Consider the following 19,338-nt stretch of genomic DNA (forward strand, 5'->3'; position numbering starts at 1 on the left):
TCAGGCGAGGGGTTCTCCGTTATGGGCGGAACGCACCAGCATGGTGGAGAAGTAGTGCAGTTTCTCATTTTTTGCTTTGCGGATGTCATACCATATTCGCTGATCCGGCAGGCTGGCGCGTTCCACCAGCACGGTGTGGTCAATCAGGCCGAGTTCTTCTATGAGGGGAATAAGCCGGTCAAGGGCCTGTCCAACCTTCATAAAGGCGGCAGCCTCCGCATGGCAGAGAAGTTCTTTAATCTTTTCATTTTCAAAGGTGGCGGGAATTATTACCAGACGATCATCCCCGAGGCAGAGGGGGAGCTGCGCCTCTGCGGCGGTGGCGGCAATGGCCGGAACGCCGGGAATAATGTTGATGGTGAAGGGAGAACCGAAGGCCTGCAGGGTTTCGCAGACGTAGAGGGCTGTGGAGTATATTCCCGGGTCACCGAGGGTTGGCATGACCACGTCATGTCCGGCCTCAAGATGTTCCATGATGGCTTTCGCGCCATTTTCCCAGGCCGATTTCACCTCCGGTTTAATGGTCTCACCCCGGTGTATTTTCTTCATGGGAAAATAGTGATTGAGGATCTTTTTGTCAGCAGGTGAGACTATCGCCGAGGCGATGTCGAAGGCGATTGATTTGCTGGCATCTTTAAATGCTGTGGGGATAAACCAGACGGGGCATTTTTCAAGGACCTCTGCCCCCTTGAGGGTGAGGAGTTTGGGATCTCCAGGACCTGCACCAACGACGTAGAATGTTCCTTTCATAATGAAGTCAGTCTCATAAATTTTGATTGATCTTGTCTGGCGGGCAAAAAAATACCCGAACCAGCGAGGCTTGATTCGGGGTGTCCCTTTCACCTGAAATCTATGTGGAGCGCTGTCGCCTTTCCCTGCCTCGGGAGAACTCTGGCTCAGCGTTTTCAGGCAGGTTTTCTGGCTTCCGGATCATTCTCTGTCCATCCCTTCCCGAATCGCGTGAAGACGTGCGCTTCAGTGGTCTTGATGGAGTTTGTCCCCGGTTACAGCGACGGGCTCGCTCCGGTTTTATACCGGATTCCCTTTTGGCTCACGTTCTGGAGCACCTGAAGATGTAAAGAGATACTTTATTATCGTTGAACTTGCAAGAACCGTACGGAATGGCACGTGTCAGCGCAGGATTGCCTTCGCTTTGTGAAAACCGGGCTTTGCTGTGGTATTGGGCAGCAGCATTGTGTGTTTTCCCATGATGACACCGGGATTGGTGACGGAATTGCAGCCGGTCTGAGCTCCGTCGCCGAGGATGGCGCCAAGCTTGCGACGACCGGTATCGATGAATTTACCGTTCACCCTGATGGAGACGTTGCCGGGGAGGAAACGCAGATTGGCGAATTTGGTGCCTGCACCGAGGTTGGCATTGCTGCCGAGGATGGAGTCGCCGAGGTAGGCGAAATGACCTGCTTTGGCATCGTTGAGAAAGATGCTGTGTTTGATTTCAGTGGCGTGGCCGAGGACGCAGCGTTTTCCGGCAAGACAATACCCTCGCAGGTAGGCAGCCTGGCGCACTTCGCAGCAGTCACCGATAATATTCATACCCTTCAGCAGCGCACCACTTTCCACCAGCACGCCTTTGCCTATGGAAATTTGTTTTGAGAGGAAGAGGGCACCGGCCATCAGCACTGAGGCTCCGGGCAGTTCGTTGCCGTTTTTCAAGACTTTGAGCTTTCCTTTTGTGGCGTCCTCGAAGATAATCTCCAGGCCGTCTGCCGGGCGGCAGTCACCGTTGTACAGTACCAGCGTTTCAGTGAGCGGTGCTCCAGCAGGGATGGGGTACTCCGGCCAGACAAAACTGTTCATATACTCCTTAAGGTCGTTGAGGGGTTGCCAGGGTTCGTCGTTTGGCTGAAAGAGGCTGGCGTGTTCAAATTCTGAGGTGTCAAATAAATCTGCAATTTTCATGGGTCTTCTCTCTGTTAAAAGTATCGAATTTTTGAATGATAATTGAGTATGGACAAGAAAATACTCTTCTTCAAGAGAAAAATCAGGTTCTCTATTCCAGAGAACGGGTGTTATACGGATCTCTCTCCACGCTGCCTGCGCTTGACTTCACCTTTCCCCGTGTATATAAGATACCGTTGGTTTAACTGCATGCGTGAAAATCCCGCTGTTCAGGGCCTGGATGTAAAACGTAAACGCCAGGGCGTTCAACGTATGCCTCTTTCTCAGGAGAGCAGGGCATGCCCGGTCAGCCTGTGAAATGAACGGTGCAGTAAAGCTGTCAGCAACAGGAATCCGCCGAAGTGACTTACGCAGAAAACGCGCGGACACCACAGGAATCGCCGCCCTTTAGGCCGGAAAGGATGTCAACATATTGAGTCAGTAGACGTCGCAGGGACGTTTTAAGATATATTTTTGGAGGTTTTTTGACGTGGAATTTAACGATTCATTAAGTATTGGCATGGACGACTTCACCAGCAATGAAGACCTGGATATCCCCGATGTGCTGCCGATGATGGCTGTGCGGGATGTGGTGGTGTTCAACTATATGATTATCCCCCTCTTTGTCGGCCGAACCAGCTCTATTGAGGCGGTGAATGCAGCCATGGAAAACGATAAGCTGTTGATGCTTGTCGCACAGAAGGATGCCTCAAAAGATGATCCCTCCGCCGATGATATTTACGATGTGGGCATGGTCTGCATGATCATGCGTACCCTCAAGCTTCCGGATGGCCGTCTTAAGGTGCTCATTCAGGCGATGGCGAAGGTTCGCATCAGTAAATATGTCAGTACCAGCCCCTACTTCAAGGTGTCGGTTGATGTGATGGAAGACGGGGAGAGCGGAAAAGTTACCGTGGAAGTTGAGGCGATGATGCGCAACGTCCGCGAACAGACTGAAAAGATTATGTCGCTGCGCGGCATCCTCTCTGCTGACCTGATGATGATTATCAACAACATCGAGGAACCGGGCCGTCTTGCCGATCTCGTGGGTTCCAATCTGCGTTTGAAGGTGAACGAATCTCAACGCATCCTTGAAGAGACCGATCCTGTGCTTCGACTCAGCCTTGTCAACGATCTGCTGACCAAGGAACTTGAGGTCAGCACGGTGCAGGCGCGTATTCAGAGTGAGGCGCGAGAGGAGATGGGCAAGTCTCAGCGGGAATATTACCTGCGCGAGCAGCTCCATGCTTTGCAGAAAGAACTCGGTGATACTGACGATCGCAGCATGGAGATTGAAGAGCTCCAGGCCCGGCTGAAAAAGAAAAAGATGCCGAAGCATGTGCGCAAAGAAGCCAAACGTCAGTTGGAGCGTATGGACATGATGCATCCTGACTCTTCGGAGGCAACCATCATCCGTATCTATCTCGACTGGATTCTTGATCTGCCGTGGAAGAAGAGTACCAAAGATGTTCTTGATCTTGCCCATGCCCGCGAGGTGCTGGACCATGATCACTACGGTCTTGAGAAGATTAAAGATCGTATTCTTGAATATCTTGCCGTACGCAAACTGAATAAATCGACCAAGGGACCCATTCTCTGTTTCGTCGGCCCTCCAGGGGTTGGTAAAACTTCTCTGGGCAAGTCTGTGGCCCGGGCAATGGGGCGTAAATTCTACCGCATGTCTCTCGGTGGAATGCGTGACGAGGCCGAAATTCGTGGTCACCGGCGCACCTATATTGGAGCCATGCCGGGGCGTATTGTTCAGGCCCTGAAAATCTCCGGTTCCAATAATCCAATTCTCATGATGGATGAAATTGACAAGGTGGGGTCGGATTATCGGGGTGACCCTTCTTCGGCGCTTCTTGAGGTACTCGACCCGGAACAGAATTCCGAGTTTAGTGACCACTATATGAATATGCCGATTGACCTGAGCAAGGTGATGTTTATTACCACCGCCAACATGACTGATACCATTCCCAGCCCGCTGCTTGACCGTATGGAGGTTATTCGTCTCTCCGGCTATACCCTTGAGGAGAAGGGGGTTATCGCGCGGCGCTATCTGCTGCCGCGACAAATCAAGCAGAATGGGCTCAAGGAATCTCAGCTGAAGATGAGTGATGATACTATTGAATATATGATTACTCACTACACGGCCGAGGCGGGATTGCGTAACATTGAGAGGGAGATCAGCTCGGTCTGCCGCAAAATTGCACGCAAGGTGGCAGAAGGCGGCCGTGGACCCTACACCGTATCAAAACGTAATGTAGAGAAGTATCTCGGCCCGCCGAAGACCATCCCCGAATCCGAGCTGGAACGCCTTGAACAACCCGGTCTGGTTACCGGTCTGGCGTGGACGGAGATTGGCGGAGAAATTCTGGAGATTGAAGTCAACATCATGCCTGGCAAAGGGAAACTTACCCTCACCGGACAGCTTGGAGATGTGATGAAAGAGTCTGCCCAGGCGGCGCTGACCTACTGCCGCAGTCGGACGGAGGATCTTGGTCTTGATGCGGATGGCAGCTATTTTGAAAAGCATGACTTTCATATCCATGTGCCAGCCGGAGCAATTCCCAAAGACGGACCTTCTGCCGGAATTACCCTCGCCACTGCACTCTATTCAGCTATTACCAATAAAAAAGTGCGCAGGCATCTTGCTATGACCGGTGAGATAACCCTGCGGGGACGGGTACTGCCTATCGGAGGTTTGAAAGAGAAGGCTCTGGCTGCTTTGCGGGCGGATATCAATAAGATTATTATCCCCGAGCAGAACAAAAATGACCTCGTGGAGATCCCGGAGGAACTCCGTAAACAACTCACTTTTTATCCGGTGAAGAACATGGATGAAGTCGTGAAAATAGCCCTTGGCGGAAAGAAATAAAAGATCTGTATGACGTCGCAGCACAAGTACGAAAAACCTGACTGTTACCAATCGAAGCGGGCGCCTGTGAAACGGGCGTCGCGCCTTCGTGTTTTTACCTTCAGTATCCTTCTGGTCCTGGGCCTGTTGCTTATGGCGGGGGCAGGGGGATGTCTGTGGTTCTACGACTATGCATGGACACCAGGACCGAAGATGAGTTCGGAGACGGTGGTTGTAGAAATCCCCGAGGGAAGTTCGGTTCGCAAGATTGAGAAGATTCTTGCCGGGAAACAGGTAATCCACGATGATATTCGCTTTCTTCTCATGGCGAAAATTTCCGGTCGCGCCGGTCACCTGCAGGCGGGAGAGTTTTTGTTGCCGACTGGAGCTAATCCGGAGGAGATTATCAGCCTGCTTTCTACCGCTCACTCGGTGGAGTATTCGATTACCATCCCTGAAGGAAAGAATATCAAGGAGACTGCTCAACTTTTTGCCGACAAGGGCTGGTGTGATAAGGAACGTTTTATCTCCCTCTGTCACAATGAGGCGTTTATTTCCAGCCTCGGCATGTACAATATGAACAGCCTTGAGGGATTTCTTTTTCCAGCCACCTATTCCGTTCCCAAATCGATGCGCAGTGCGGAAAAGATTATCGCCATGATGGTCGGGACATTTCGTAATGTCTGGGGAAAACTGGTAACAGGGCGATATCCGGTACCGAATCGCAACCGTACGGTAATTCTTGCTTCAATGATAGAAAAAGAGACGTATGCCGCTTTCGAACGGCCGATTATTGCAGGGGTTTTTCTGAATCGATTGAAGAAGAAGATGCGCCTGCAGTCCGATCCCACTGTTGTTTATGGTGTAGAAAATTATGATGGGAAAATAACCCGTTCCTTGATTCGCCATAAAACTCCGTGGAACACCTATGTCATTCACGGTCTGCCAATTGGTCCCATCTCCAATCCTGGACGGGCAGCTTTGCTTGCTGTGCTGGAACCGGCCAATACTGACGCCCTCTATTTTGTCTCCCAAAATAATGGAACCCATAAATTTTCAAGGACTCTGCGTGATCATATTAATGCAGTCAATAAATTCCAGCGGTAACGGGAGAAAGGAAACAGGAGACAGGGAAAAGCAAAAGACGGAACAGCGAAAAACTTTTTGCCAAAGGAAAGCTCTAAATATTTGAATAAAGGCAAAAAATTTTAAAAAAGATTTTAAAATTAAACAGAGAATTACTGTTGTTCTATCTTTACGTTCTGTGGTTAATACAAAATGTAAATAGTGTCAGTTTTCGGGTGTAACGGATTACCATTATCTCGTATTCGGTTACGGTCTCTTTTTCCCATTACGATCGCCATCACCACCGTAGAGACAAGGCATGCCTTGTCTACACACCGCCGCGAAAATCACCACGCCGTCCCAATCCCCACAAACGGCGGCATAATTTCCCCAATCCCGCTGTTATACCAATCACATTTTTTACTGACCAGAAAATACGACTGCTTGGAAATCTTTTGCTTTTTTTCTTTCTTCCTTTTGTCTTTTTCCATGACTTTTTGAGAAATTACCCAAAAGGAATAAAGATATAAGAGTATTTCTTTTTTTATAAGATCTGCCTGAAGACTGTTTTTTGTATACGTAACATGCTGAAATTACATACGTCCACGGCTTATTGAGAACTTACGAAAGATCTGGGTAAAAATCACAAATAAGAGCAGAAAAATGTTTCAAAAAAAGGTAAAACCAGGGGCAACATTTAATCCAATCGGCCCAGGAGGTTCCCTTGAAAGTTGCCCTTATTCAGATAAATTGCATTGTCGGAGATTTTGCCGGAAACTGTGAGAAAATTCGTCTTGGCGCGGAGCAGGCAGCTGCCGCTGGCTGCCGACTTGCAGTCTTTCCGGAAATGTCCGTGTCTGGATATCCTCCACAGGACCTGCTTGAGCGGGAATCTTTTCTTAAAGCACAGGATGCTGCCCTTGATCAGCTCGCCCTGCAGCTGCCGAATATTGATGTGATGCTGGGGTGTATCTACACTAAATATGGTGAGCCCCGCCGACTCTATAACTGTGCCGCCGTATATCGCAGAGGGGTGGTTGTTCATCGCAGCACCAAGAAACTGCTTCCCACCTACGATGTGTTTGATGAGGCCCGCTGGTTTACCACCGATACTCAGACTTCGCTTTATGAAGTGGACGGACTTTCCTTTGGGGTGACGGTCTGTGAGGATATCTGGGCCGAAGAAATGCCTGGATATGATGTCAATCCGGTGAATGATATCCTTGCCTGCGCCTCGGAGGAGGGGTGTCACCTCAGTGGTATTATTAATATCTCCGCTTCTCCCTTCACCCGAGGGAAATATATTCAGCGTCTTGCCATTCTCGATAGATTTCGCTTTGTCCATAATCTTCCCTTTTTCTACTGCAATCAGGTCGGCGGTCAGGATTCACTGATCTTTGATGGCCGCAGTGTTGTCATGACTGCGAACGGAGAGATTGCTGCCCGGGCGAAAGGTTTTGCAGAAGATATGGTCGTGTACAATACAGAAACGGGAGAAGGAGAGCTGCATGAAACTGTGGAACGCACACAAACCTCTGCCATGTGGGATGCCCTTGTGCTCGGGGTAAAAGATTATGCGGGGAAAAATGGTTTCACCTCTGCTGTCCTTGGGCTCTCCGGCGGAATTGATTCCGCACTCACCGCAGTTCTCGCCGTGGAGGCTTTCGGCGCGGAGAATGTCCTCACCGTAGCCATGCCTTCTCCCTACAGTTCACAGGGGTCTATGGATGATGCGCGTGCACTTGCTCAAAACCTCGGAGTTCATTTCGAGGTGCAGCCTATCGGGGACCTTTTCGCTGCCTTTAATACGCAGCTTGCCGGTCTCTTTGCGGGACGGGAGGAGGATGTTACTGAGCAGAACCTGCAGGCGCGGATTCGCGGCAATCTGTTAATGGCCATTTCAAATAAATTTGGTCATCTGTTGCTTACCACCGGGAACAAAAGTGAGATCGCTGTGGGATACTGTACTCTCTACGGTGATATGTGCGGCGGACTGGGGGTTATTTCTGATCTGCTCAAGGGTGATGTTTATGAGCTTTCCCGCTACGCCAATCGGGGCGGAGAAGTAATTCCTCAGAGCATTATTGAGAAGGCGCCTTCGGCCGAATTGAAGCCGGGGCAGAAGGATCAGGATGAGCTTCCCGAGTACGATCAACTTGATCAGATCATTGTCATGACCATTGAGGAAGCAAAGGGTATCGAGGAGATCGTTGCCGCCGGGTTTGAGCGGGTAATGGTGGAAGATGTCCTGCGCAGAATCCGCATTAATGAGTATAAACGGAAACAGGCCGCTCTCGGTCTGAAGGTGCGCCCTCGGGCATTTGGTATCGGTCGACGTTATCCTAATGTGCAAAATTTTAGAGGGTAATCTACTGTATTGATTTTTGCGGAAGGAGGATTTGAGATCTTGAACCACACATCTTCAACGCAGTCCTTGAGGACTGCAGGAAGGAAACAATTTAGTGATTGAAGGGAATCTTAACGGGCTGAAGACCCGCCAGATTAAAGCACTGGAGCGACTTGCCAGAAGAAAAAGCGGGCGCGAACAGATTATAAGTCCGGAGATGGCGAGGACACTGGCGGAGCTGAGTTTTGAATTGAACCGCCAGCTCGGGCTGTTGATCAACCGTGCCGGCAAGGTGGAGATGCTCATTGTCGGGGACTATGCGCAGATAGTTATTCCGTCACTGGGGAATATCCGTGCAGCAGGTGGCCGCCTGCGCGGACTGCGCCTTGTACATACCCATCTTGGCGGGGAGATGATCAGTGAAGAAGACCTGATGGACCTGCTCTTTCTTCGGCTCGATCTGCTCTCCATGCTTGAAGTGGGAAAAGACGGTCTGCCCCGTTTGCTGCACACCGTTCATCTGCTGCCTGAAGTTGAAGAGGGCAGGGGGTGGAGTTTTCTTACATCGGTACATCCGGCACAGCAGAAAGATTCTGCGGAGGAGCTGATTGCTGCCCTTGAGGGGGAATTCAGTCGTGTGAGCACGTCTCGGAGGGTAGAGAGCAAGGGAGACCGTGCGATCCTCGTCTCTGTTTCCACCGAGCCACGGCTGCACGCGGAGGAATCGCTCACTGAGCTGGCCGAACTGGCGCGTTCGGCAGAGGTTGAAGTGCTGGATCAGGTACTGCAGCGGCGCAGGAAGATCAATCCCCGCCTTATTCTCGGGAAGGGAAAGCTGGCCGAGATAATGATTCTCGCCCTCCAGCTTAATGCCAACCTGCTGATTTTTGATGAGGAGCTTAACCCCTCCCAGATTCGTTCAATTACCAATTTTACAGATATGAGGGTTATTGACCGCACCCAGCTTATCCTTGATATCTTTGCCCGGCGGGCCACCAGTCGAGAAGGAAAACTGCAGGTGGAGATGGCGCAACTGAAATATATGCTGCCCCGCCTGTCGAGCCGTGATGATGCTCTTTCCCGTCTTACCGGCGGAATTGGTGCAAGGGGGCCGGGAGAAACCAAACTGGAGATTGACCGTCGTCGTATTAATGACCGTCTGGCCCGCCTGGCCCGTGAACTCAAGCAGGTGAGCCTTGAACGTTATCGCCGTCGGGGACAGAGGCGTAAACGTGACCTGCCGGTGCTTTCACTCGTAGGCTATACCAACGCCGGAAAATCTACGTTGCTCAATACTTTGACAAAGAGCGATATCTATACGGAGGATCAGCTTTTTGCCACTCTTGACCCTACCAGCCGCCGGATGCGCTTTCCCACCGAAATGGAGGTAATTCTCACTGATACCGTGGGTTTTATCCGTCATCTGCCCGCAGATTTGATGCAGGCTTTTATGGCAACGCTGGAAGAACTGCAGGAGGCTGACCTGCTGGTGCATGTGGTTGATGTTTCAAACTCCCTGTACAGGGAGCACATGCAGGTGGTAGAGGATATTCTGCAGCAGCTTGACCTTGGTTCAATACCTGTGTTGAAACTCTTTAACAAAATAGATCTTGTTGAGGATCGGGAACTGCTGGAGATGACAGTAGCGAAAGAAGGGCTGCTGGTGAGTGCACAACATCCAGAGACGCTGGAAAGTTTTCTTCTGGAAGCAGAACGATACCTCGGAGGGAAAGCGACGGGACTGTAAATTGCAGGCCCGTCACAGTGTTACACAAAATAAACGAAGATGTTCAATCGGGGGTCGGCATCATGTAAAAACCGAGTTCTCTTGAAGGCGTATTGGAATCAAGGAATTCACAACCTATACGATTGCCGTTGACGGTGCGGATGACAACTTTGCGGTAGAGACTTGACATCTTGCGGTTATCAAGGGTTAAAAGAAGTTCACCCTCCATTCCCGGTTTAATATCGTGGGGACTCCGCACCTCAAAACAGGCTCCGCTGATTGAGAGATCAATAACACGAATATTCCTGGTATCCTTTTCAAAAGTACAATTCCCCGGAAAATCAGTTTTCTTGCGGAAATTCCTGCGAAATTCAAGGTTAAGTTCGAAAGTATAGCCACAACTGCAACGTACTTTGATGCGGTGTTTTTTGTCGCGCAGCCCCGCCACAGAGATATGTCTGCTTAAACCACATTCAGGGCAGATAATTGTTGCTTTGTTATCTTCTCTTACGTAGGTCTTTTCGCTTTTTCTGGTGTCAGTCACAGTAACTCCTTCCTCTGGATTCTTCTCCTTTTTCGATGCAGCTGGCTGCTCAATGTTAAACGCAAGTCATAGTTAAAGCAGGAGAGTAAATCTTTCGTTTCCCTGTCCATCTGTGGAGTAATACCAGCCTGAAGCTGTTATTCGTGGCCACATTTTCTAGATTTTAGTTTCTTGCTGAATAATTGATTCTTTTCAGCTCTTCTTTTAATAAAAAATATAAGGAAATTCAACCCAATTAACCTTTTTCCCAAGAGCATGATGGCGGTTTCATAACTGAATATCTGAGCAACATCAACAGATATTTTTCACCAGTTTGGAATCGTGTAATTGAATGCGTGGGAATCCACGCATTCAATGAAAAGCAGACTGCGTGTCAGATATTTTTCCCAAGACTGGTTCCGGAGGAACGAAGGTCTTCGCAGGCACGGATGATACGGTCTGCCATGTTGCGTTCTCCTTTTTTACCCCATGACCGGGGATCGTACACCTTCTTGTTCCCGACTTCGCCCTCTATTTTGAGAACGCCATCGTAGTTTTTCATCATATGGTCCACTACCGGACGTGTATAGGCGTACTGGGTGTCGGTGTCGATATTCATTTTTATCACACCGTAGTCAACAGCATCACGAATGTCTTTCAAGTCAGAACCGGAACCACCGTGGAAAACGAGGTCAAGGCGCTTATCTGCGCCCAGTTCTTTTGCAATGGCGTCCTGGCCGTTTTTAAGAATAATGGGCTGAAGTTTAACGTTGCCGGGTTTATACACGCCGTGAACGTTACCAAAGGTAGCTGCGAGGAGAAAGCGGCCGATGGGAAGGAGCTCTTTCGCGGCAAAGACCATATCTTCTGGTGTGGTATAGAGTTTTTCTTTTTTGACACCTGAGGTGTCATGACCGTCTTCTTCGCCGCCGACAACCCCTATTTCGATCTCAAGGATAACGTCCATTTCCCTGCATTTTTTGAAGATTTCTTTTGATTGAGCAATATTCTCCTTCATCGGAATGGGCGATCCGTCAAACATGTGAGAAGAGAACACTGGCGGCTGTCCCGCTGCTGTGCGCTTTTTTGACTCGGCCAGCAGGGGAACGAGGAAACTGTCCACAGCCTCGGGATGGCAGTGGTCGGTGTGCAGGGCAATATTGACATCATAATACTCCGCCATCTGGCGGGCATAGTCTGCAAGGGCGATGGCACCTTTTGCCGCGTCGCCGACACCAAGACCCGAGCCAAACTTGCCTCCGCCGGTAGATACCTGAATGATACCATCTGATTTTGCTTCTTTAAAGGCAAGCAGCGCGGCGTTGATAGTCTCACTCGAAGTGGTGTTGATTGCCGGATAGGCAAATTTGTTCTGCTTTGCGTTATCCAACATCTGACAATACTGTTGATAATTGACTACTGGCATAATTATTCTCCTGTTTTAGGATTTAGACTGTCTGTACCGGGCTCTTCTGTGCCCATTCTCTATTTTTTGTAATATATCATTTTTTTTATGAAAGTGGAGTCTCTGGAGTTTTACGACCGCGATTGAAACGCAGGGTGGTTTCACGCAGAAAGGTACTGACTTCCCCGGTGAGGTATTCACTGGAGCATTGCCATTTCCAGTTGCCTTCGGTCGTTCCAGGGGTGTTCATCCGGCAGTCATTACCGAAACCAAGTGCATCCTGCAACGGAATTATGGAAAGAAAGGCTGTGGAAGAGTGAGCGAGATATATCAGATCGCGGTGAACCTGATGGTTGTCACCGAGATTTCCGTTGACATAGGATTTCATCTGCTGCCGATCCTCATCAGTTCGATCTTCTTCAAAATACCAGCCGACTGCAGTGCTGTTGTCATGGGTTCCGGTGTAGACAATACAGTTGGCTGTGTCATAGTTCTGCGGGAGAAAAGCGTTGTCCGGGTTTCCGTCAAAGGCGAACAGCAATACTTTCATACCGGGAAACCCGGTTCTGTCACGCAGTTCTTCTACTTCCGAAGTGATTATACCAAGATCCTCCGCCACAATATTTATGTTTCCGAGCCGTTTTTTCATGGCATCAAAGAAGCGGATTCCGGGACCAGACAGCCATTCGCCCGTTTCAGCAGTTTCGGCATTCTCGGGCACGGCCCAATATGATTCAAAACCACGGAAGTGATCAATGCGACTGATATGCACCATCTCAAAAGTATGGGCAAGGCGTGCAGCCCACCAGTCGTAGATCTTTTTGCGGATGGCTGGCGATTTGCTCTGCCAGTTGTAGAGAGGATTTCCCCATCGCTGACCGGTTTTTGAAAAGTAATCCGGAGGAACGCCGGCAACACTTACAGGCTTGAACGTCTCTTTATCAAGAAAAAAAATGTTGGGATTTACCCACACATCAACGCTGTCATAACTGACATAAATGGGGACATCGCCAAAAAGCTGGATGCCTTTTTCGTCAGCTTTTTCTTTCAGCCGCTTCCACTGCATGGAGAAGAGAAACTGTTCTACGTTGTAATAGGTGATACGGTCGCGATATTCGGCCGCAAAGGCGTCAAGTGCTTTTTTATTGCGTCCGGCAATATCCTCTGGCCACTGGTTCCACACAGCCTGGTTGAAAACCTCTTTTGCCGTCATGAACAGAGCATAGTCACGAAGCCATTTCGTTGTTTTGATGAAACGGTTAAAATCGGCAGCGTATTTTCTGCACGAAGAGTCTTCCCACTGAAAATTGGCTGCAGCAATGGCTATAAGTTTCTCTTTAAACTGGCATACTTTCTCAAATTCGACAAAGAAGGGAGAAAAGGACGGGTGGTCGTTGAGATCATCATCATAGATGAAGCCGTCATCTCTGAGAGATTCAGGGGAGATAAGCAGGGGATTACCTGCAAAGGCGGAATTACTCATATAGGGAGAGTGATTGAAGTGTTCACAGGTGGGAACCGTTGGCAGTATCTGCCAGCAACTCTGTTCACTTTGCTCAAGAAAATTGAGAAAATTGAGGGCCGAATTTCCCGCATCGCCTATACCAAAAGGTGAAGGCAGAGATGTGACGTGTGCGAGAATTCCGCTCATGCGTTGCAGTTTCATTGGTTCTTTTCCTCTTTTACTGCGAAATTTATGGAGCTATATGCTTCTTTTTGTCAAATTCATTCAGTAGTGGAAATTACTGAGTCAAAAAATCATCCTCGGAGGTACGCGCAGACTCCGATATCAAGGTACAGGCGGGCAGGTTTCCTCCTGCGTCTCGAATACAAACGAATGCAGGCTGTTTCAAGGTACCCTGAAGTAAAACCATTCTTGTACTATTATAATCAAAATAATAATAATATCCATGTCACAGTGCATTCGAATTATTAAGATTGTCAGTGCTGTATTAATTTTTTCTCGGAGAAGGTTCTTGCTCTGCAGGCAGGCAGATGTGGTAAAAAGCGATTTACATCATCTTTAAATTTCGTTCGTTGATTTTTATACGAGGATGAGTAATACTATATTGTTCGAAAAGAATCGGGGGAGGTGGGGTTTGCGTTGAGATACACAGCCTCTCTTTCGTTCCTGCCAGCCACGGAGGATCCCTGCACCGATTCCGTAGCTGCTTTCCCAAAATTTCTACTCTGTGCAGAAGTTTTATCTCTTAAAAAAACGGGACTCACACTGTGATTTATTTCAGAAAACCCGCCACTTCTTCACTGTCGTTTTCATTATTGGAGCAAAAAAAAATACATCCTGCAGTTCAGGACATCGAAGCAAATTAACGGAACTTTTCAAAAACCCGTGGAAAGCAGTACTGGCATCAGTATTACTGCTTATTATATAAGATTTATTTAAAAACTGTTTTTTGTATGTGCAATATGCTGAAATTACATACGGGAACCTTGAAACATCCTGCATTCGTTTATATGCGAGGCGCAGGAGGAAATCTGCCCGCCTGTACTTGATATCGGAATCTGGCGCTTATCTCCGAGGATAGTTGTTTGCCTGGAACAAAGAAGAGGGGGGATTGTTCGATGTTCCCTGAACCCGGTTATGGCAAATGATGAATATTGTATTACAGAAAGAAGGAAAAAGAAGGAAGAGAGGAAAAGCCGAAAGGGAGATCTGTAATTTTATTTTTTTCCAATTTGGCTGTGCAGAAAAACGTTGTATATTATTGATTCATAACGATTTATTTTTTCCTGAGCCGGTTACGCTGCGGTGTCAGGTTTTGTTTTTTTTAATTTAAAAGGGAGCTTTTTCTGTGCTGAAGGAACTCAAAGCAAATTTGTTGAAAGCAGGAAAGGATGAAGGATGCATCAGCTTTGACAAGCTGAATGAACTGCTTCCGGATGAAGTCAAGGACCCCAGTGAAATCGAGTCGGTTTTTAATTTTTTAACGGAACAATCCATTGAGGTCGTTTCCGTGGAGAAGAGCGGTGTAAAGTGCACTCTTTCAGGAGAAGAGTGGGAGAGCAGTGATTCCAAACAGGATAACCCCCGGGAGGACAAGGTCAGCTCATCAGACGATGAGGCTCATGAGGCTGAAGAAACGACCACTACCTATCTGCGTGAAATGGGACAGTTTGAATTGCTCACTCCTGAGGAAGAGGCAAAGTATTCCAAAGCAATCCGGCAGGGATTCGATGCCATTATCACTTCTATTCGTGAGGATGATTCAGGCGTTAAAGAGATGCGGGTGCTCCGGGAGCGGATTGATCTGTGGGAGAAACGTGATCCTACGTTGAAGCCAAAGAAACAGCAGTTGAATTACATGTGTCATAATGTGACCGTTTCATCCCGTAAGTATTCGGATATTCGTGAACTTATTGAACTGCAGATGAAAATAGAAGCCTACAGCCGCAGTATTGAGGTGGCCAAAGACTCAATGATTCGAGCCAATCTGCGGCTTGTAGTCTCCATTGCCAAACGCTATATGCACCAGGGTCTGACACTTGCTGATCTTATTCAGGAGGGAAATCTTGGTCTGATGCGGGCGGTGTTCCGCTTTGATTATACCAAGGGAAATAAATTTTCGACCTACGCAAGCTGGTGGATTCGTCAGGCAATAACCCGTGCAATTCTTGATAAGACCCGGACTATCCGTCTGCCAGTGCATTTTCTTGAGTTGCGCAGCCAGTTCTTCAAGGCATTTTATGCCCTCTATAAAGAACTTGGGCGTGAACCGACCCCTCTGGAAATTTCCAAGGCGACCAGCCTGCCGATGGACAAAATTCTCTCCATCCTTGAGGCCTCCCGTGAACCGATTTCTCTGGAGACTCCTGTGGGGGATGATGATTCCACTCTCGGTGATTTCCTTGAGAATCAGGAGTCGCAATCGCCCTACGACGCGGTGCAGAACCGGGAGCTTACCGGCAGGGTGAATGATATTCTTGAAACGCTCTCTGAGCGTGAGGAGAAAATCATCCGCCTTCGTTTCGGTATTGGTGAAAAGGCGGAATATACACTTGAAGAAATTGGCAAGTTGTTCAATGTTTCGCGGGAACGTATCCGCCAGATCGAGAAAAAAGCGCTTAATCGTCTGCGTCATTCCAGCAGGCGTGATAAGTTGAAATTTTTTATTGACTGAGGCAATCTGCAGAGAGGGTTTTTAGACAGCATGAAGGGGATTCTCAATTCGGTTGCGCTCTCCTGCGATTTTTTCTTCTAAATTTTGAGGTATAAAGCCGGGAAAAAAACCGTCTTTTTTATTATGGAAAAATATATAAAACAACGAGGTCTTGGGGATATTCATCAGAAAGTTTTAAATGAAGAGCGACTCTCTGTCGAGGATGGCCGCCGTCTCTATGAATGTAATGATCTTCTCGCCCTTGGTGCCCTTGCTGATATCGTTCGGGTGCGTAAAAATGGTGACAATGCCTATTTTAATTACAACCAGCACATCAACTACTCCAACATCTGTATCAACCTGTGCAAATTTTGCGCCTTTGGCTGCAAGAAGGAAGCCGGTATCGCCTGGGAGATGAGTGTAGATGATGTGAAGAAAAAGATTCGTGAACACCTTGATGAGCCAATTACTGAGGTACATATTGTCGGAGGCTGCCATCCTGATCTGCCCCTTGAGTACTATCTCGATATGCTTCGCGGTATCAAAGAGGTGCGGCCGGATGTGCATCTCATAGCCTTCACCTGTGTGGAGATTGCAAACTTTGCCAAAGTTTCCGGGAACAGTGTTCAAAAGACACTTGAACTGTTAATAGATGCCGGGCTGGGCTCCATTCCCGGCGGCGGGGCAGAAGTTTTCAGTCCCCGTATTCGTCAAATTCTCTGCGAGAAAAAACTCTCCGGTGACGGCTGGATTGAGGTGGCGAAGACTGCCCACCGCCTTGGATTGAAAAGTAATGCCACCATGCTCTACGGTCACATCGAAACTATTGATGAACGGCTGGAGCATATGGATGTGTTGCGCAGGACCCAGGATGAAACAGGCGGTTTCATGTCTTTTATTCCGCTGGCTTTTCATTCCAGAAATACTCAGATGTCGGAGATTGCCGCCACAACAGGTGTTACGGACCTGAAAAATATAGCTGTCTCCCGTCTTTTCCTCGACAACTTTCCCCACATCAAGGCCTACTGGGTGATGCTCGGAGCGAAGGTGGCTCAGATTGCGCTCTCCTTCGGTGCCGACGACATGGACGGTACTGTCAAGGAAGAGACCATCACTCACATGGCTGATGGTGACACCTGTCAGGCCCTTGGTCACAAAACTCTTATCCGTCTCATCAGGGAGGCTGGCCGAATTCCGGTGGAGCGGGACACCCTCTATAACGTTCTCAAAACTTTTTAAGGAAGGGCACCATGAAGAAATTGGATAATGGGCACCTCCGCACCTTTCTGGAAAAGATGGAGGAGGGCAGCCGTATTAACAGCTCTGAGTTTATGGAACTGGCAAACAACGCCTCGCTGCTCCAGCTGGGGGTACTCGCCGATACGGTGCGTCGGCGCAAGCACCCGGAAGGACGGGTGACCTATGTCGTTGACCGTAATATCAACTACACCAATATTTGTACATCTGGATGTAAATTCTGTGCTTTTTTCGTTGCCCCCGGCGATACGCACGGGTATGTGCTGAGTAATGAAGAGTTGAAACAAAAGATTGAAGAGACAAAAACGCTTGGTGGCACACAGATTCTGCTGCAGGGCGGGCTGCACCCGGATCTTGGACTAAATTTTTATGTGGATATGGTGCATTACATGCACTCACTCGGTATCCATGTACACGGTTTCTCCCCCCCGGAGATTCAGCATTTCGCACAACTTTCAAAGAAGAGTGTCGATGAAGTTCTTGACGCGCTGATTGAGGCCGGGTTGGGCTCCATTCCCGGCGGCGGAGCGGAAATTCTCGACGATCGCCCCCGTAATGAGACTTCACCACGCAAATGCAATACCAGCGAGTGGCTTGAAGTGATGGAGAAGGCGCATAAAAAAGGTTTGCGTACTACCGCTACCATGATGTTTGGCCATGTTGAAACGATGGAGGAACGACTGGCTCATTTGACCCGAGTGCGGGATTTGCAGGATCGGACCGGTGGCTTCACTGCATTTATCTCCTGGCCGTTTCAGCCGGGCAATACTCTTTACGAAGGCCAGATTGAGAAGGCAACCGCCCATGAGTATCTGGCAATGCTGGCTCTTTCCCGCATATATCTTGATAATTTTGATAACGTTCAGGCTTCCTGGGTAACACAGGGAGCGAAGATTGCGCAGATCAGCCTCTCCTTTGGAGCCAATGATTTTGGCAGTACCATGATTGAGGAGAACGTGGTGGCAGCGGCGGGAGTTACTTTCCGACTCTCGCAGGAAGAAATCCGCAGACTGGTGAAAGATGCCGGATTTACTCCTGCGCAGCGTTTCATGGATTATTCTCTTGTCTGATTCTGGCAGGACTGATGCGAATTATTGAGGCTGACAGAATCTGTCTTCTTCCCCCGGGGATAGAGCAGGATTGCAACTGCGTTGTTCTTGACAAGAACGGGGGGGTGATTGACATGGGCCGGCGTCCCCTGCTGCAGGAGAAATATGCCGATGCGGTATACGAACGGTACCGTGGAGCAATTCTGCCGGGCCTCGTCAATGCTCACTGCCACCTTGAGCTCTCTGCTTACAGCAGTACGTCCAGACCACAGGCAGGTACACCTTTTACTGCCTGGGTTGAACAACTCATGGCGGAGCGGACCAGATGTAACTTCAGTGAAGAGCTGCTCTGCGCTGCGGCCACTGAGATGGCCCGCAGGCAGTACAATGACGGTGTTGTTCTGATTGGCGATATCGCCAACGCTCTGCCATCGTCTCATTGGCTGGAGGGTGAGGCGGCTGTGCCGGAAGTTGTTGGCATGCTGGAGATTATTGCACCGGTGGCAACTGCTGTAGAGGCTGCTGAAAAGCGTATTGCTGCTCTGCCGGAGACCTGCCATCTGACTGCACATGCGCCGTATTCCGTTGCTCCTGAACTGCTTGTTGCGCTGAAAAAACGCTGCCGCCGAAATGGGCAGCTCTTCTCTATTCACACCTCCGAGACGAAAGACGAACTGGAATTTCTCTCCAGGCACAGCGGAATTTTCCGTGATTTTCTGGAAAAGCGTCATGCCTGGGATGGTTCTTTTACCCGTTGCGGCCGGTTTCCTTCTGCAGTGCAGTATTTCTCCGCACTGAACCTTCTTGATGATCAGACCCTGCTGGTACACTGCACCAACCTTATAGAAGAGGATTTTCCCCTCCTCGAAAGAAGTGGGGCACATGTCTGCCTCTGTCCATCGAGCAACAGATGGCTCGGCGTCGGGCAGTCTGACGCCGTAAGGCTGGCAGAAAGCATCGGAGGCCGCCTCTGCCTCGGTACAGATTCTATAACCTCCAACCCGGACCTTGATATCTGGCAGGAGATGTGCCGACTCAGTGACCAGGGGATTACGCCTTCTCGTATTCTGTTGATGGCGACTGAGGGGGGGG

The 19,338-nt window shown here is 49.1% G+C and carries 14 protein-coding genes and 1 riboswitch; of the genes, 8 read left to right on the forward strand and 6 right to left on the reverse strand.

Going from position 1 to position 19,338, the window contains the following annotated elements:
• On the reverse strand, positions 1 to 843 hold the full coding sequence (gene cobI / locus JWG39_RS12500; protein WP_338032215.1) for a precorrin-2 C(20)-methyltransferase: 843 nt from the start codon (positions 841 to 843) through the stop codon (positions 1 to 3).
• A 48-nt stretch (positions 844 to 891) separates the two neighbouring features.
• A riboswitch (cobalamin riboswitch) is annotated at positions 892 to 1,086 on the reverse strand.
• A gap of 45 nt (positions 1,087 to 1,131) precedes the next feature.
• The gene (locus JWG39_RS12505; protein WP_205219750.1) at positions 1,132 to 1,920 is read right to left on the reverse strand and encodes an acyltransferase; all 789 of its coding nucleotides are present in this window, start codon (positions 1,918 to 1,920) and stop codon (positions 1,132 to 1,134) included.
• 469 nt (positions 1,921 to 2,389) lie between these two features.
• On the opposite strand from JWG39_RS12505, the gene lon reads away from it, so the two are divergent.
• Both lon and mltG read left to right on the forward strand, forming a co-directional pair.
• Positions 2,390 to 4,777, forward strand: a complete 2,388-nt coding sequence (gene lon, locus JWG39_RS12510; RefSeq protein WP_205219751.1) for an endopeptidase La — start codon at positions 2,390 to 2,392, stop codon at positions 4,775 to 4,777.
• A gap of 66 nt (positions 4,778 to 4,843) precedes the next feature.
• Entirely contained in the window at positions 4,844 to 5,863 is a 1,020-nt protein-coding gene (mltG, locus tag JWG39_RS12515; protein ID WP_205219752.1) for an endolytic transglycosylase MltG, read from the forward strand.
• Positions 5,864 to 6,168: 305 nt separating this feature from the next.
• On the opposite strand, the gene JWG39_RS12520 is transcribed toward mltG, so the two are convergent.
• The gene (locus JWG39_RS12520) at positions 6,169 to 6,312 is read right to left on the reverse strand and encodes a hypothetical protein (RefSeq protein ID WP_205219753.1); all 144 of its coding nucleotides are present in this window, start codon (positions 6,310 to 6,312) and stop codon (positions 6,169 to 6,171) included.
• A 233-nt stretch (positions 6,313 to 6,545) separates the two neighbouring features.
• On the opposite strand from JWG39_RS12520, the gene JWG39_RS12525 reads away from it, so the two are divergent.
• A complete protein-coding gene (locus JWG39_RS12525) occupies positions 6,546 to 8,189 on the forward strand; it encodes an NAD+ synthase (protein WP_205219754.1) in 1,644 nt (547 codons plus the stop codon).
• 94 nt (positions 8,190 to 8,283) lie between these two features.
• On the forward strand, positions 8,284 to 9,915 hold the full coding sequence (gene hflX, locus JWG39_RS12530) for a GTPase HflX (protein WP_338032216.1): 1,632 nt from the start codon (positions 8,284 to 8,286) through the stop codon (positions 9,913 to 9,915).
• A 43-nt stretch (positions 9,916 to 9,958) separates the two neighbouring features.
• On the opposite strand, the gene JWG39_RS12535 is transcribed toward hflX, so the two are convergent.
• The 3 genes from JWG39_RS12535 to malQ all read right to left on the reverse strand — a co-directional run bounded on the left by JWG39_RS12535 (position 9,959) and on the right by malQ (position 13,488).
• The gene (locus tag JWG39_RS12535; RefSeq protein ID WP_205219755.1) at positions 9,959 to 10,438 is read right to left on the reverse strand and encodes a PilZ domain-containing protein; all 480 of its coding nucleotides are present in this window, start codon (positions 10,436 to 10,438) and stop codon (positions 9,959 to 9,961) included.
• Between the two features lie 373 nt (positions 10,439 to 10,811).
• Positions 10,812 to 11,843 carry a class II fructose-bisphosphate aldolase gene (fbaA, locus tag JWG39_RS12540; protein ID WP_205219756.1) on the reverse strand — a complete coding sequence of 344 codons (1,032 nt, stop codon included), beginning with the start codon at positions 11,841 to 11,843 and terminating at the stop codon, positions 10,812 to 10,814.
• Positions 11,844 to 11,928: 85 nt separating this feature from the next.
• Positions 11,929 to 13,488, reverse strand: a complete 1,560-nt coding sequence (gene malQ / locus JWG39_RS12545) for a 4-alpha-glucanotransferase (protein WP_205219757.1) — start codon at positions 13,486 to 13,488, stop codon at positions 11,929 to 11,931.
• A gap of 1,147 nt (positions 13,489 to 14,635) precedes the next feature.
• Between malQ and JWG39_RS12550 the strand changes: the two genes are divergently transcribed.
• From JWG39_RS12550 to JWG39_RS12565, 4 genes are all read left to right on the forward strand, one after another.
• On the forward strand, positions 14,636 to 15,961 hold the full coding sequence (locus tag JWG39_RS12550; RefSeq protein ID WP_205219758.1) for a sigma-70 family RNA polymerase sigma factor: 1,326 nt from the start codon (positions 14,636 to 14,638) through the stop codon (positions 15,959 to 15,961).
• Between the two features lie 123 nt (positions 15,962 to 16,084).
• Positions 16,085 to 17,179 (forward strand): aminofutalosine synthase MqnE, encoded by a 1,095-nt coding sequence (mqnE, locus tag JWG39_RS12555; protein ID WP_205219759.1) that lies wholly within the window; start codon positions 16,085 to 16,087, stop codon positions 17,177 to 17,179.
• A gap of 11 nt (positions 17,180 to 17,190) precedes the next feature.
• Complete coding sequence (gene mqnC / locus JWG39_RS12560) at positions 17,191 to 18,267, forward strand: cyclic dehypoxanthinyl futalosine synthase (protein ID WP_205219760.1); 1,077 nt, start codon at positions 17,191 to 17,193, stop codon at positions 18,265 to 18,267.
• 14 nt (positions 18,268 to 18,281) lie between these two features.
• The coding region (locus JWG39_RS12565) for an amidohydrolase family protein (protein WP_205219761.1) at positions 18,282 to 19,338 on the forward strand (1,057 nt) is incomplete at its 3' end.

This window comes from Desulforhopalus vacuolatus (assembly GCF_016918505.1).
Taxonomy (GTDB): Bacteria; Desulfobacterota; Desulfobulbia; order Desulfobulbales; family Desulfocapsaceae; genus Desulforhopalus; species Desulforhopalus vacuolatus.